The organism is uncultured Parabacteroides sp. (assembly GCF_947855115.1).
GTDB lineage: Bacteria > Bacteroidota > Bacteroidia > Bacteroidales > Tannerellaceae > Parabacteroides.
This window is the reverse complement of sequence record NZ_CANTZW010000005.1, coordinates 19,650-35,400: the sequence shown is the minus strand read 5'-3', so window position 1 is coordinate 35,400 and position 15,751 is coordinate 19,650. Positions and strand designations below refer to the sequence as shown.

Here is a 15,751-nt window from a genome sequence, read left to right as displayed (position 1 = left end):
TATCACCAGGACGAGACCCGTTTAAATTACAACCTTATATTCCTTGGAAATACAAAGAGATCAGGTCTCACGGCACACAGGAAATCACAAGCGAGACCAACGAATAATAACAATGCCCATCGTAAGCACCTTATGACAGGCATTATAAGATACTTACGACGAGCATTATAGCGAACTTAGAATAGGTATCATAGAAACACGACACCATCCGTTGTACCACACACTATTTTCCAGTAATAATCCGCTTGATCTCACTCAGTTTGTTCAAAGCTTCCAAGGGGGTAAGATTATTCACGTCCAAGTTCTTGATCTCATCTCGCACCTGGCTCAATACCGGGTCATCCAACTGGAAAAAGCTCAGTTGATACCCCTCAGCGGCAGAGGCTATCGTTTTTACAGGTTTACCCGTAATACCTTCCTGACGATTCTCGGATTCCAGTTGTTTCAAGATCTCGTTCGAACGTTTCACGATACTCTTAGGCATACCGGCCATTTTCGCCACATGGATACCAAAGCTATGCTCGCTCCCTCCCGGCACCAGCTTTCTCAGGAATATCACCTTATTCCCTACCTCCTTGACCGATACGTTATAATTCTTGATCCGCTTGAAAGAACGTTCCATCTCATTCAACTCATGATAATGGGTGGCAAACAGCGTCTTTGCCTTCGCGTTAGGGTGCTCATGGATATATTCCACGATCGCCCAGGCGATAGATATGCCATCGTACGTACTGGTACCCCGGCCCAACTCGTCGAAAAGCACCAAACTCCGTGAAGTCATATTATTCAATATATCGGAAGCCTCGTTCATCTCCACCATGAAGGTAGACTCGCCCACCGAGATATTATCCGAGGCACCCACGCGGGTAAATATCTTATCCACGATACCGATATGAGCACTCTCGGCCGGAACGAAGCAACCGATTTGCGCCATCAGCGTAATCAAGGCCGTCTGGCGCAACAAAGCGGATTTACCGGCCATATTCGGGCCTGTGATAATGATGATCTGCTGCTTCTCGTCATCCAGATAGACATCGTTGGCGATATAAGATTCGCCCAAGGGCAATTGCTTCTCGATCACCGGATGGCGACCTCCTTTTATATCGATCACATCGGAATCGCTGACTATCGGACGGATGTATTTATTCGCCTCCGCGGCCTTGGCGAAAGACAAAAGGCAATCGATACGCCCGATCAGGTTCGCGTTCATCTGGATAGGCGGGATATATTCCGTCAAGGCCAATACCAACTCATTGAAAAGACGAGTCTCCAAGGCAAGGATCTTTTCTTCCGCCCCCAATATCTTCTCCTCGTATTCCTTCAACTCCTCGGTAATATAACGCTCGGCATTCACCAAAGTCTGCTTACGGATCCAATTCGCCGGAACCTTATCCTTATGGGTATTACGCACCTCTATATAATAGCCGAAAACATTGTTGAAAGCGATCTTCAAGCTTGGGATACCTGTCTGCTCAATCTCACGTTGCTGTACCTTCAATAGATAATCCTTGCCGGAATAGGCAATGGCACGCAAATCGTCTAATTCCTCATTGACACCCTTCGCGATAATCCCTCCCTTATTCACCAGAGAAGGAGGATCGTTATTAATCTCCTTCTCGATCCGGTCGCGGATCAAGGCACAGGTATTCAGTTGTTCCCCTATCCGGCACAAGCTAGGCTCCTCGCTCGCCATACAAGCCTCCTTGATCGGCTCGATCGCACGAAGCGCAACCTTTAGCTGAACTACCTCGCGAGGAGATACGCGACCGACTGCTACCTTGGAAATGATACGCTCCAAGTCACCGATCTGCTCCAAGTGCATATCCAGCAACTCTTTCGTCTCCGGCTCGCGGAAAAAGTAATCCACGGCTTCCTGGCGTTCCTGGATCGGTTTCACATCCTTTAGCGGGAACAATACCCACCGGCGAAGCATACGGGACCCCATCGGAGAGATCGTCTTATCAATCACATCCAGCAAGCTGGTACCCTCCTCGTTCATCGTATTGACCAATTCCAGGCTACGTACCGTAAACTTATCCAAGCGAACGTACCGGTCTTCCTCTATACGGGATAAAGCGGTGATATGGGAAATATGCGTATGCTGGGTTTGATCCAGATAATACAAGATAGCCCCGGAGGCGATAATACCCAACTTCAGGTGTTGCACACCGAAACCTTTCAGGTTCTTCGTCTCGAAATGCTTCAACAGACGATCCTCGGCAGCCGAGGTCGTAAAGATCCAGTCATCCAACTCAAAGATAAAGAAACGAGGCCCGAAGGCTTCCTCGAAACGCTTCTTGTTCCCCCGTTCGATCAAGACCTCCTTCGGGGAAAAGTTATTGAGCAATTTGTCGATATAATCGATAGAACCCTCTGCCGTCATAAACTCGCCGGTAGAGATATCCAATAAAGAGATACCGCATACCTCCTTGGCGAAATGGATAGACGCCAAGAAGTTGTTCTCCTTATGATTCAGTATATTGTCGTTGATGGAAACACCGGGAGTCACTAATTCCGTAATCCCCCGCTTCACCAGCTTCTTGGTCAGCTTGGGATCTTCCAACTGGTCGCAAATGGCCACGCGCTTACCGGCCCGCACCAGTTTCGGCAAATAAGAATCTAACGCATGATGTGGAAATCCCGCCATCTCGACATGCTGACCTACGCCATTCGCACGTTTGGTCTGTACGATACCCAATATTTCCGCGCCAACCACGGCGTCTTCTCCATACATCTCGTAAAAGTCTCCCACCCGGAATAAAAGGATAGCGTCCGGATGCTTCGCTTTTATATCGAAATACTGCTTCATCAAAGGGGTTTCCACAACTTTTGCCACGATAGTACTCTTTTAAATGCATTTACAATATTATCCGCACAAAGGTACTATTTTTTTTCGATCTGTTAACGGGAGAATCCCACCAAGCCTTTACTTAAAGACGAACAATCAACCATCTCCTCTATCGCCCACTAATTCGGTATACAAGTCGTTAAGCCGCTTGCGGAAATGCGGTACAGCGTATCTTTTTCTAGACAGAAGCGTATTCACGGGAACATCCGTCGCCTCGGAGATTTCCTTTATAAACCTTCCTTCCGAATCTTCCCCTTGCTTATAGGACATATCTGGAAACCAGTAGGCAGTGTCCGTTATCAATCATCCTCAACACATTGCGTCTGCATTTATCAACGCAACTCCCACATCCCTTACAATCGTATGAGGCTATCTCCAAAGAGAGTATCTCTTTCCTTTTATGCCAAAACATCTTTTCTTCTCTTTTAATTATAAAACTTCATTCTCGAGTCAGACATGTCCTTCTATTTAGGGAGACGATCGAGAAGAAAAGATATTTTACAAATAAGGTCTTAATTGATGAACACGTTTTCAAATATCATTAAGCCAGACCTCATACCGGTCGGGCAACATAAGTTCCGGGCAGAACCCTGATATACCCAAGTCTAGATAATCACTATTGAGAAACTATCTTTTTTTAAAATACAACGGCCATAAAGCCTGTATACGGTTCGCTATATGATACGCTAATACCGGAGGAACCGCGTTACCGATCACCTTATAAGCGCCTGAGGCACTCAGCTCAAAACGTGTGCTGTTCTTTTTAAAGGAGACAAACGTATAATCCGGCGGGAACGTCTGTATCAAAGCACATTCCCGAGGGGTTAAGCGGCGTTCTTGTAAACCCGCTTCTAATTCTTCCGCAATAATCCCCCCATGTTCTTGGGATAAACGACGGTATTCCACGTTTCCATGATGCTCGGAACGAATCGTCGGGCCAATATTATCCAACGCGATCTCCTTTTGACCTTGACAATGAGCTCCCATATATTTCGCCTGCGAATAATATCTCTGGGATGGATCGTCTGTCGTATCCGGTTCCTCCAATCCGACAAACACATCCCGGCAAACGACCGGCGGCAACAGTTTCTTATCTTCTATGGTACAGGCATGTGTCGGGCTTGGATATGGGTTGTAAGCTTCGGGAACTTTCTCTTCTTGAAGTGCCTTCAATGCCTTAACTTTTAAAACGGACTTACGTATCCCGATAAAAATCACACGTTCCCTAGACTCTGGAACCCCATAATTGCCCGCATGTAAAACTTGAGGATCTAAAACAATATATCCATCCCCGGCCGCATGAGAGAAATCTCTCTGGATAATATTTTTCACGTCTCCCAGATTCACCAGTCCCTTCACGTTCTCGGCGATAAATATCTTGGGCCTCGTAATGTCTATCACCTGCTTCATCCAATAGTAAAGTTTACCCCTCGTCTCTTCCGAGGCCTCATCGTCCTCACGCAATTTACCGGTATGATCCTTATTCGACTCAAATCCCAAACGCTTACCGGAGACACTGAAATCCTGACAAGGAAAACCTCCCGTGACGACATCTATATTTCGAGGAAAGACTTTTTTCCCCGCTCGATGTTCCTTCACCAAGTCTACGATACTCCTTGTATTATAAACGTTTTTATCATATCCGAATCGATCCATATATTGAAGCCAAGCGGTTTGTGCCTCTTTCAATATATCATTCGCAAAGACCGTTCGAAAACGATTCCTCCGTAAACGGACCCAACGCTCATCGATAACCTCTTGAATCCACGAACTCTGAGGAGATATAGATTTACGATGACATATAAAATCCCCCTCAAACCCTAAATCCATGCCCCCACATCCGGAGAACAGGGACAAAACCCGTAGTTCGTTCGGTGCACCAACCTCCTTTTCAGTCATTTTCATATTCGATCCTTACTATAAGATATGCTTAAAGAATCACAAATTTACGAAGAAATTCAGTCATATCCTCCCGGTTCAAGACCAGTGACTTGCCGGATAATTTCGGAGTCTATACCTAAAGCTCTCATTTTTCGGGCATTCGCTTTATTATTCTCCTCCCGACCCTTTTCCAGGCCCTCTTCTTTACCTTTAGCTCTACCTTCTTTACGGCCCTCCTCCAAGCCTTCCTTTTTCCCTTCTATCTTCCCCTCCATTCTACCTTCCACTCTTCCTTCCATTCTACCTTCTATCCTTCCTTCCTCCTTACCTTCGGCCAATCCCTCAATACGTCCCTCAAGTTTCGCGGAATCAAGCACGTCGTTTTGGATCATGATAGCGTTTAAGTGCTCATCGTAAGCGTGGCGCTCGGAAGGGGGCATGGAATAGTATTTCAATTTCTCGCGTGCCTCACCCAGTCCGGGAGCCGTGCTGTCGGGACGGATACGACCATCCTTGAGGTAATCCATCCATTCCTCCAAGGGTGTAACGGCCGCTTTATTGAACTCGTTCACACGGATCAGGATATATTCAGGGAAGATCTCGGAGGGCAAACGACAGACGATAGCGTCCCGTTCCTTGGTATTCACCAGCAACCGGTCTTTCGAGTGTACGCCTATGAACTGGTTTTGGCCATGATACAGATAATCCTGACCGATACCGATATCGAAATAAAGGATACTGATCGAATAAATTTTCTTCACCTTGTAGTAAGCGTCCCCCAAATGGATATGCTCGGTGATCGCCTTCGCCACGCCGTAGAGGATACGTTCGAGGTAATAAAGCTCGCGGGTATTCTGTATCTCTATGATAATAATCTCGCCTTTGCTATTCAAAGCCTTGATGTCCACCCGGTTGAATTTATCATCAACCGACAATTGGTTTCCCTCACTCTCCAATAGCTCCACGATCGTGATTTTCTCCCCGAGGAAAACGGTGAGAAATCCCTCGAGCACATCGAAATTTGCTTTCTGACGAAGCAAACGTTTAATAGCCCAATCGAAACGGATATATCTGTCTTGCATCTCTTTCATAAACTCCTGTTCTTTTTTTGTTTTCATAGTCAATTGATCCTGATTCGGTATCCACTATTGGATAGCTTGTCAAAGATAGGTCTTAATCACGAAAGAAACGGCCCCACTAATAAAAAACTCAAGAAAAAAAGCCATACATAGAAATCCGTCTCTACGTATAGCTTTTTTATGTACTCCTCTACTTGGTGACAAAAGGAATATATACGGATAGCATCAAATCCGAAAGATGTCCACGACGGCCATTAGCCGGTCCGTCATTGAAATGCTTCAAGGTGTCGAAACAGCCATATTGATAAGAAAGGCCGAACTCGCAACGCTTGCTCAAACGATACCCTACCTTCGCCACCACGGACAAATCAAACACGGCCTGTGACTGTACATAAAGCGTAGGAGCGATACCTACACCCAAATGGAATTTCTTGGTAAAACGCCAATTCCAACTGGCAGCTATGGAAATTGGCATCACAAACTCATCGAAAACATCTGTTTTCTTAGAAAAATATATGCCATCCTCTATACTTTCATAATAAGGAAAATGCTTCGTCGTTTCCATCTTTTGAAATCCCATCGTCATATCCAAGTCATAGAAGAATTTCTGTTCCGGAAGGAATCGGAAACGATAACCGATCATACTATTCAGCTTATAATCGTGCCGATAAGACCAATTTGACTCGTCACCCCAAGTAGTTTGTTTCCAACTATCTTGCAAAGGGAATCCGGCACCGATACCAACTAATACACCATGCTCAATTTGGGCGAAAGTAGAAGTAGAAACCAATAACAGTAAAAATAAAACATTTTTCATAATCTCTCTTTTTTCGTTATGTTTACGGTTGCAAATCTAGAGACTATATATGACATAAAGGGATTAAATTATGTAATCCACATAGACAAAGTAAAACCGTAAACACATGATAATCAAGGACTATAAAAACAAATACATAGACAAACAATCGTAGAGCCCCTTAAATGAAGGTTTATTACATACTAAATATTAACAAGAGATTCATACAGTCCTTGTTTGCCTTCCCAGTTTAATTTCTTCCGTACTCGCAAGCGTGTACGATCAACGGAAGTAGGAATAATATTTAAAAGGATAGATATAGCTGTTGAATCAAGCTTAAATAATGTAAGGAAACAAAGATGCATTTCCGATGCTGACAAGCTAGCATCCCTAAGTACCTTTATAACACTAGGATAAACTTCCATCATCAAAACCTCAATATCAATCCACATTTTTTCGGAAACGGGTACTTCAGAATTATTAGGCTGTACAGTTTGGGATATTTTCTTTATTTTTTTAGCTAAATTACTATTGAGAATTTTAGATTCTCTTAATTCGAATAATCGAGATCTCAAACTATCTACCTCTTTCTTCACATTTTTATATTCCACTTGCATTTTTACCGAAGAATACTGAGCATTTTGTAGTTGGATCAATTCATCACTCTTTCCCCGAAGTTCCGCATATAATTGATATATGCTTTGATTCAAAGTATTAATTTTTTCTTGTTGTTTTAAAAGTGAACGATTTTTCCTTCTTATTGTAGCTAAATAGATAATAATAAGTAAAGCACATAGAAATAACAATATCAATATAAAAATATAATTCCTTTGCCCCTTTAATAGTAATCTTATATTTTCATTATGCAATTTTAAATGTTCATACTTTTGTTCAGTATCATATATATCGACGGATTTACTTACATTCATAAGGGAATCTTCTGTTGCTACATATTTTTCATAAAAGTTTAAAGCATTTTTCAAATTATCTTGTTTCTTATTTATTACATAATTATAATAAGTTATAGTAATCGGAACCAACTCATTATCAGCAGACACCTCACTGGCCTTTCTCAAATACTGCTCAGCCTTCTTCAAGTTACCACGTTTTTCCTCGATATCAACCAACACCAAATAATCTGAAGCTACCTCTTTTAGATTTGGTTCTATACATCGTAAAATATAATATTCCGCTAAATCATAATCTCCCAAATCATTATATATATTACCTAAACCGTTATATACATAAGACCTTACCTCTTCAACATTTAATGAATCCATAATCATTTCGGCTTGTTTCAATGAAGCAAGGGCTAGATAAGACGAATCTGCTATTGAGTAACTATGGGCCTCATTCACGAACGTACGTACATAGCTCACGATATTATTTGCTAAATGGAAATACTTCCTGCTCTCCTTATATTTTTCCGCGGCTAATATATAACGAAGATCCACCTCATACAAATCCCCCATATAACTACAAATATACCCGGCACGATTATAATCCTTAATCGCCAACGCTACCTCAAGCGCATCGGAGTAAGCCTTCATTGCCTTCTCGTACTCCTTATCCTCCACATACGAACGCCCCAGATAAAGGCCGATTTCAACCTCTTCTTTCCGCATCTTTTTCTTTTGATAGTATTTCAAGGCAATCTCAAGCTGGTTCGTATAAGGCATTTCATCCTCTATTTTATCGGCGGCACGTGCGTACAACATACACCAACGGGCTATCAGATGGGGACTCAACTCTTCCGGAAGCGGAATGGAATCCAATGTGGTGATTGCGCTATCCGGATAAGCATCAAACAGGTGTTCCGCTCGATTGATCAAACAGGTTTCCTCAGATTCATTTTGGCATTCTACCATAAGGAAAGTCAAGGAAGTTAATAGTATATATATAAATAACTTCATTCTTTATTATAAATAAGCAAAATTAATATTTTTAAGAGCCTATTTAAATTTTGTATTTTGGAATGAAAAAAGTACTTCTTCTTGCTGCCAAAATGATTATTTTTAGTTAACAAGCTTCAAATAATTGTATTGTATGGATTTAGAAGAAATACAGTGGCAAGTTATTAAGAAAACTTTGAACCTGCAAGAAAGAAGACGAAAATATGATTTGCGCAAAATATGGAACGCAACCTTCTATCTAGAGAAAACAGGATGTCAGTAGCGTATGCTTTTTTGAATTTTGCTCCTGGGGAGTTGGTTTACTACTATGGATAGTCGAAGTGTATGTTTTGGGGACTCTCAACGGTATTGATAGGAATAAGAAAATAAAAGGAGTTAAACGTCATGTAGTAGTAGATAAGATAGATTGTAGAAAGGACATTTTCATAGTTTGACAACTATAGAAGACCCTGCCGAAACTATGAATTCACATTCGATTTGACAGAAGAAATGGTAAAACTGGTATCCATTAAAATGTTATTGAATAAAATTTAAACAGGTTCCAAATTAAAAAAAATAACTTACTCCAATAAATCCTGTATGTAACAATCTCTTTTTACAAGGAAGATGTTTGTTAAAAGCATCACTTTCAATAATTATATTTCTCCTCCCACTATAAATATCAAATGTAGAAATATTATAACCAAATAATAACGCTATATTATCTATATTTACTGATATATATGATTTACAATTGTAAAACAGAATTGATCCATTTCTATTTTTTACAATTTTATATTTGCTAGGAATAGGTTCAAAGTTTTTTACATTAACATAGGAAAATTCTAATTTTTCATTAGGTATAATATTGAGTAAAACACCTGGTTCAGTTACAAATAAGATCCCATCTAATATAAAAAATTGAAATCGTATAGCGGAACGAAAAAGCAAATTGGATACTTCCTTTCTTTCATTTACATGCCATTGATAATTAGTATTACTAACTAAATCATAATGAAGATTATCTACTACTTCTTTGACAAATCTCATTCCTAAAACAATCCCTACATTTTTATGAAACATATAAGAATAGGAAGGATCAAATTCAAATGCAAAATAAGAATTCAAACCTAATGTGATTTGAAGCTCATGCCTCAAAATTTTATTTTCTCGTTGAGCATAACATATTATAGGTAGTATAAAAGTTAATGCTACAATTAATCCTCTAAAATATCTATTTTTCATTAAAATATAAATCCTATTCCAAAAGATAAGGAATGTCTGTTATTATGACCAATCTTTGTATCAGAAATTATTTCTGGTTCATAAAAAGTTATTATTTCATATCGAATGGACTGCAAATGATATCCTAACATAAAATTAATCCCAAAATGTTTTAGAAAATTAATTTTATACCCTAATCCAGAATTAAATAAAATTCCAGCATTAGATATCTCAGTTCCAATACCATATCCAAATTTAGTATAAATACTAGCATAACTTGAGACAGATTGAAAAAATAGCTTTTTTACTCGGTATACCCATTTTAATTTCCTCATATACAACATCTTTATCAGAGCAAGATGACAAACTTGTGCCTAGTATAAGGCCAACTACCGACACAAAAAAATAATTTTTCATGATTTTTTAATTTAAATAAATAATACAACAAACCAATTCTGCCTAATCTGGATTTAATGTATGGGAAATACCATTTTATGGTTTTGGATTATATATAATATTAAATTGCTACATATCCATTAACATCAACGCCAATATTTAACTTTGCAAAGGAAAACATAATTTTTCATTTTTACACTACATAATGCATATAATTTTATTTTTATTTTTCATAGTCAAAATACATAAAATATTACAACTTTTACAATAGATAAAGACTATATGATTAAGTAAGTATAAAGTATCCAAGAATAAGAATACAAGAAGTACACAATAAGCCCATCAAAAAAATAATATTTATAAATACATGAAAATCAACCATATAAAAACATCATTATGTTTTCGGAAAAACACGTACATGTTTTTCCAAAAAGTCGTACGTGTTTTTCATAAATCACGTACGTGTTTTGGCAGAAATTTTATAAGGAAAATAAGAACACATAAAAAATAGACAATAAGCCGAATCAGCAATAATTCATTGTACAACTTACAAACTCATAAATGTCCAACTAGCTTATTGCTTATCTCAATTATTTTACAAACCTTTGTAACCGTATAATTTTAAACCAAAATCTTTACTATGGAGTTACAAACGATACAATATAAGATTCACGAGATCAGAGGGCAAAAAGTCATGCTGGATTTTGATCTGGCGGAAATGTATGGAATTGAGACAAGGGTACTTAAACAAGCAGTCAGGCGTAATTCTAAACGATTCGAGGGAAATGATTTTATGTTCGAATTGACCAAGGAGGAACTTTCAAGATCACAATTTGTGACCTTGAATAAAGGTAGAGGTAATAACTTTAAATATATGCCATTCGCTTTCACGGAACTAGGAGTCGCAATGCTAAGTAGTGTGTTGAACTCAGACATTGCGATCGAAATCAACAGAAACATTATGAGAGCCTTTGTCGCTATCCGGAATTATGCCTTACAAGCTACCACTAGTTCTATCGAAATTAAAGAGCTACAAGAACGTATCAAATCTCTTGAAACGGCTAATGAGGAAACGCTTTGCGCTATCAATGATCTCAGTGAAGATACCCAAAAGTCTTTGGATGATATTTACATAGCTCTTTCTGAACTGGCTACAAAGAAAAAGAACAATGCTAAAAGGCCTAAAATTGGTTATATCAAATAAAGTAAACTAATAAGTTCTTATACTATGGAATTACAAGCGATACAAAACAAGATTTATGAGATCAGAGGTATGAAGGTTATGCTAGATAGAGATTTAGCGGAAATATATGGAGTAGAAACACGTACATTAAATCAATCCATAAAAAGGAATATTGAAAGATTTCCCGATGATTTCATGTTTCAACTAACAAATGAGGAAGTAGATAATTGGAAATCACAAATTGTGATTTCCAATTCTATAAAAATGGGACTAAGACGTAATCCTTATGTGTTTACAGAATTAGGAGTAGCGATGCTCAGCAGTATCTTAAACACTAAAATAGCTATACAAATCAATATTAGTATTATGCGAGCTTTCGTTGCCATACGACAATTAACAACAAACCTACCTCAAAACGAATTCAACAAACTCCAACAGGAAGTAAAGGAACTCAAAGAGTATATAGAAGAAGCATTCGCCGATTACAACGATATCAACGAAGATACCCGCACGCAGCTTGAGCTAATCAATCTGTCACTCGCTGAGCTACAAGCGAAAAGAATCGGGAATCAATCTCGCCCCCGGACGGGTTACATCAAATAAACAGATAATGTAAATAACTCATATAAAATAAATAAATTCACTAACTTTGTAGCCTTAAATAGAAAACGATACAAAAACGATAAACTATCATGGAGTACAATTTCAGAGAGATTGAGAAGAAGTGGCACGACTACTGGATTGCCGAAAAGGTTTATAAAGTCGAAAAGGACACGAATAAACCTAAATACTACGTATTGGACATGTTTCCTTATCCTTCCGGTGCGGGATTACACGTTGGCCACCCGCTCGGTTATATAGCTTCTGATATTTATTCGCGTTTCAAACGTTTACAAGGTTTTAACGTATTGCACCCGATGGGGTACGACGCTTACGGACTGCCCGCCGAGCAATACGCCATACAGACCGGACAACATCCGGAAATCACGACAAAAAACAATATCGCCCGTTATCGGGAGCAATTGGAAAAGATCGGTTTCTGCTACGATTGGAGCCGCGAGATCCGTACCTGCGACCCCGAATATTATAAATGGACACAATGGGCTTTCATCCAGATGTTCAATAGCTACTATTGTAACGACAAGAAGCAAGCCCGCCCGATCAGCGAGCTGGTACAGGCTTTCGAGACAAACGGTACGGAAGGCTTGAACGTTGCCTGCGGAAAGGAACTCTCCTTCACCGCCGAGGAATGGAAGGCCAAGAGCGAGAAAGAAAAACAAGAGATATTACTGAATTACCGGATCGCTTACCGTGGCGAGACCATGGTAAACTGGTGCGCCGCCTTGGGTACCGTGTTGGCGAACGACGAGGTAGTGAACGGAGTTTCCGAGCGCGGCGGTTACCCGGTAGAGCAAAAAATAATGCGCCAATGGTGCTTACGTGTATCCGCTTACGCACAACGCCTGCTGGACGGGTTGGATACGATCGACTGGACGGATTCCTTGAAAGAGACCCAAAAGAACTGGATCGGCCGTAGCGAGGGTGCCGAGGTGCGTTTCAAGGTAAAAGACAGCGACAAGGAATTCACGATCTTTACCACGCGTGCCGATACGATGTTTGGCGTTACTTTCATGGTATTAGCGCCGGAAAGCGAATTAGTGTCCCAATTAACAACCGCAGATCAGAAAGCGGAAGTAGACGTTTATCTGGATCGTACCAAGAAACGTACCGAGCGCGAGCGGATCGCCGACCGCCAGGTAACCGGCGTGTTCAGCGGATCGTATGCCATCAACCCGTTTACGGGCGAGGCAGTTCCTATCTGGATCAGCGATTATGTATTGGCCGGCTACGGTACGGGAGCGATCATGGCGGTTCCGGCGCACGATAGCCGCGACTACGCTTTCGCGAAACATTTCGGGCTGGAAATCCGTCCGTTGGTCGAGGGTTGCGACGTAAGCGAGGAAAGTTTCGATGCCAAGGAAGGTATCGTATGCAACTCTCCGAGAGCCGGCGTTACCCCTTATTGCGATCTTTCCTTGAACGGGCTGACGATCAAGGAGGCGATAGCCGCTACCAAGAAATACGTAAAAGAGCACAATCTGGGACGCGTGAAGGTAAACTACCGCTTACGCGACGCTATCTTCAGCCGCCAGCGTTATTGGGGCGAGCCGTTCCCGGTATATTACGATGCCGATGGCATGCCCCGGATGTTGCCGGAAGAATGCCTGCCTCTGCTGCTGCCGGAAGTAGATAAATTCTTGCCTACCGAGACGGGCGAGCCTCCATTGGGACATGCCGTTAAATGGGCTTGGGACACGGTAAACAAGAAAATCACCGAGGTATCAAAGATCGACAACCAGACGATCTTCCCGCTGGAGCTTTGCACGATGCCGGGCTTCGCCGGTTCTTCCGCTTACTATTTACGCTATATGGACCCGCGTAATGATAAAGCCTTGGTAGCCAAAGATGTGGACGAATATTGGAGAAACGTGGATTTATATATCGGCGGTACGGAACACGCTACCGGCCACTTGATCTACAGCCGCTTCTGGAATAAATTCTTGTTCGACTTGGGTATCGTTTGCGAGGAAGAGCCATTCAAGAAACTGATCAACCAAGGTATGATCCAAGGACGCTCGAATTTCGTATACCGTATCAACGGGACCAACAAATTCGTTTCCTTGAACCTGAAAGACCAATACGAGGTCACTCCTATCCATGTAGACGTAAACATCGTATCCAACGATGTATTGGACATCGAGGCTTTCAAGAACTGGCGCCCGGAGTACAACGACGCTGAGTTTGTATTGGAAGATGGCAAATACATCTGCGGATGGGCTGTCGAGAAGATGTCTAAATCCATGTTCAACGTAGTGAACCCGGATATGATCATCGAGAAATACGGCGCCGATACGTTACGCTTGTACGAGATGTTCCTTGGTCCGTTGGAGCAATCCAAGCCTTGGGATACGAACGGTATCGATGGCGTGCATCGTTTCTTAAAGAAGCTTTGGGGCTTGTTTTTCGGCAACACGGATACCTTGCGGGTTACTGACGCCGAGCCTACGGCCGACGAGTTGAAATCCTTGCATAAGTTGATCAAGAAGGTAACGTTCGACATCGAGCACTTCTCATACAACACCTCTATTAGCGCTTTCATGATCTGCGTAAACGAGCTAACGAGCCTAAAATGCGGCAAACGAGCCATCTTGGAGCCGCTTATCATCTTACTGGCCCCGTTCGCTCCTCACGTGGCGGAAGAGCTGTGGCATCAACTAGGACATGAAACGACCATTTGCGATGCCCGGTGGCCGGAACATAACGAAGAGTATCTGGTAGAAAAATCAGTTACCTACGTCATCTCATTCAACGGTAAAGCCCGCTTCAACCTTGAGCTTCCGGCTGATATCTCCCGCGAAGACGCCGAAAAGGTCGCCTTGAGTCATGAGAACTCAGCGAAGTGGATGGAAGGCAAGACCGTTAAGAAGGTAATTGTCGTGCCCGGCAAAATCGTTAATATCGTAGTGGGATGAACTTAAAACTCACAAAAATCTATTTCTCCGTGCAGGATTACTTGATGATCCTGTGCGGAACTTTATTGTACGGATTCGGGTTCAACGCCTTTATCCTCTCCAACGAGATCGTGACCGGTGGGGTAAGCGGTATCTGCGCGTTGATATTCTTTGCCTCTAATGGATTGATCCCGGTATCCGTATCTTATTTTGTCATCAACGTAGCCTTGTTGGTGGTAGCCTTAAAGATCTTGGGTCTGAAATTCTTGATAAAAACCATTTTCGGGGTTTTCTCGCTCTCCGCTTCCCTATCTTTCTTCGAATGGTTGCTGAAAGGACAGCCTATACTGCATGACCAGCCGTTTATGGGAATCATAATCGGCGCATTCCTGTGTGGTGCCGGTTTGGGATTGGTGTTCTCGGCGAACGGTAGTACCGGAGGAACGGATATTATCGGGGCGGTAATCAATAAATATAAGAATATATCGATCGGACGTATTCTTTTGTTTTGCGATTTCTTCATCATCAGCTCCTCTTTCTTCCTGTTCCATAACGTAGATAAGATCGTTTTCGGTTTCGTGGAGATGTTCATAAGCAACTATGTCCTCGACATGGTATTGAACGGTAACCGCCAATCCGTTCAATTCCTCATCTTCTCCCAGAAGTACGACGAGATAGCGGATCGTATCATTCACGAGCTAGGCCGCGGCTGCACGATACTGGACGGAGTGGGCGGCTACTCCCGCAAGCCTGTCAAGGTAGTCGTATTACTCGCCAAGAAGTCCGAGTCTGTCTCTATCTTCAGGATCGTGAAACGTATAGACCATCAGGCGTTTATCTCCCAAAGCATCGTCCGGGGAGTATATGGCGAGGGATTCGATCAAATAAAGACTTAATATTTTCATAGTTTTGACTTTTCATAAAAAGGGTGGTCTTTTAA

The 15,751-nt window shown here is 41.6% G+C and carries 12 protein-coding genes; 4 read left to right on the top strand and 8 right to left on the bottom strand.

Features of this window, described 5'->3' with window-relative positions:
- Positions 1 to 223 precede the first annotated feature (223 nt).
- From mutS to Q0110_RS05305, 8 genes are all read right to left on the bottom strand, one after another.
- Entirely contained in the window at positions 224 to 2,836 is a 2,613-nt protein-coding gene (gene mutS / locus Q0110_RS05340; protein ID WP_297903722.1) for a DNA mismatch repair protein MutS, read from the bottom strand.
- A gap of 108 nt (positions 2,837 to 2,944) precedes the next feature.
- The gene (locus tag Q0110_RS05335; protein WP_297903718.1) at positions 2,945 to 3,118 is read right to left on the bottom strand and encodes a hypothetical protein; all 174 of its coding nucleotides are present in this window, start codon (positions 3,116 to 3,118) and stop codon (positions 2,945 to 2,947) included.
- Between the two features lie 357 nt (positions 3,119 to 3,475).
- Positions 3,476 to 4,753: a DNA (cytosine-5-)-methyltransferase gene (gene dcm / locus Q0110_RS05330; protein ID WP_297903716.1), complete on the bottom strand. Its 1,278-nt coding sequence runs from the start codon at positions 4,751 to 4,753 to the stop codon at positions 3,476 to 3,478.
- A 53-nt stretch (positions 4,754 to 4,806) separates the two neighbouring features.
- Positions 4,807 to 5,820 carry a PD-(D/E)XK nuclease family transposase gene (locus tag Q0110_RS05325; RefSeq protein WP_297904042.1) on the bottom strand — a complete coding sequence of 338 codons (1,014 nt, stop codon included), beginning with the start codon at positions 5,818 to 5,820 and terminating at the stop codon, positions 4,807 to 4,809.
- A 178-nt stretch (positions 5,821 to 5,998) separates the two neighbouring features.
- Positions 5,999 to 6,625 (bottom strand): hypothetical protein, encoded by a 627-nt coding sequence (locus tag Q0110_RS05320; protein WP_297903714.1) that lies wholly within the window; start codon positions 6,623 to 6,625, stop codon positions 5,999 to 6,001.
- Between the two features lie 182 nt (positions 6,626 to 6,807).
- Positions 6,808 to 8,517 (bottom strand): hypothetical protein, encoded by a 1,710-nt coding sequence (locus Q0110_RS05315; RefSeq protein WP_297903711.1) that lies wholly within the window; start codon positions 8,515 to 8,517, stop codon positions 6,808 to 6,810.
- A gap of 546 nt (positions 8,518 to 9,063) precedes the next feature.
- Positions 9,064 to 9,741: a hypothetical protein gene (locus Q0110_RS05310; RefSeq protein ID WP_297903708.1), complete on the bottom strand. Its 678-nt coding sequence runs from the start codon at positions 9,739 to 9,741 to the stop codon at positions 9,064 to 9,066.
- The gene (locus tag Q0110_RS05305; protein WP_297903706.1) at positions 9,741 to 10,055 is read right to left on the bottom strand and encodes a hypothetical protein; all 315 of its coding nucleotides are present in this window, start codon (positions 10,053 to 10,055) and stop codon (positions 9,741 to 9,743) included. Before Q0110_RS05305 ends, Q0110_RS05310 begins: the two co-directional genes overlap by 1 nt.
- Before the next feature lie 701 nt (positions 10,056 to 10,756).
- Here Q0110_RS05305 and Q0110_RS05300 point away from each other — a divergent pair.
- From Q0110_RS05300 to Q0110_RS05285, 4 genes are all read left to right on the top strand, one after another.
- Entirely contained in the window at positions 10,757 to 11,320 is a 564-nt protein-coding gene (locus Q0110_RS05300; protein ID WP_297903703.1) for an ORF6N domain-containing protein, read from the top strand.
- 24 nt (positions 11,321 to 11,344) lie between these two features.
- Complete coding sequence (locus Q0110_RS05295; protein WP_297903700.1) at positions 11,345 to 11,902, top strand: ORF6N domain-containing protein; 558 nt, start codon at positions 11,345 to 11,347, stop codon at positions 11,900 to 11,902.
- A gap of 89 nt (positions 11,903 to 11,991) precedes the next feature.
- A complete protein-coding gene (gene leuS / locus Q0110_RS05290) occupies positions 11,992 to 14,832 on the top strand; it encodes a leucine--tRNA ligase (RefSeq protein WP_297903696.1) in 2,841 nt (946 codons plus the stop codon).
- Positions 14,829 to 15,707 carry a YitT family protein gene (locus Q0110_RS05285; protein ID WP_297903693.1) on the top strand — a complete coding sequence of 293 codons (879 nt, stop codon included), beginning with the start codon at positions 14,829 to 14,831 and terminating at the stop codon, positions 15,705 to 15,707. The genes leuS and Q0110_RS05285 overlap by 4 nt, the downstream gene beginning before the upstream one ends.
- The last annotated feature ends 44 nt before the right edge of the window (positions 15,708 to 15,751 follow it).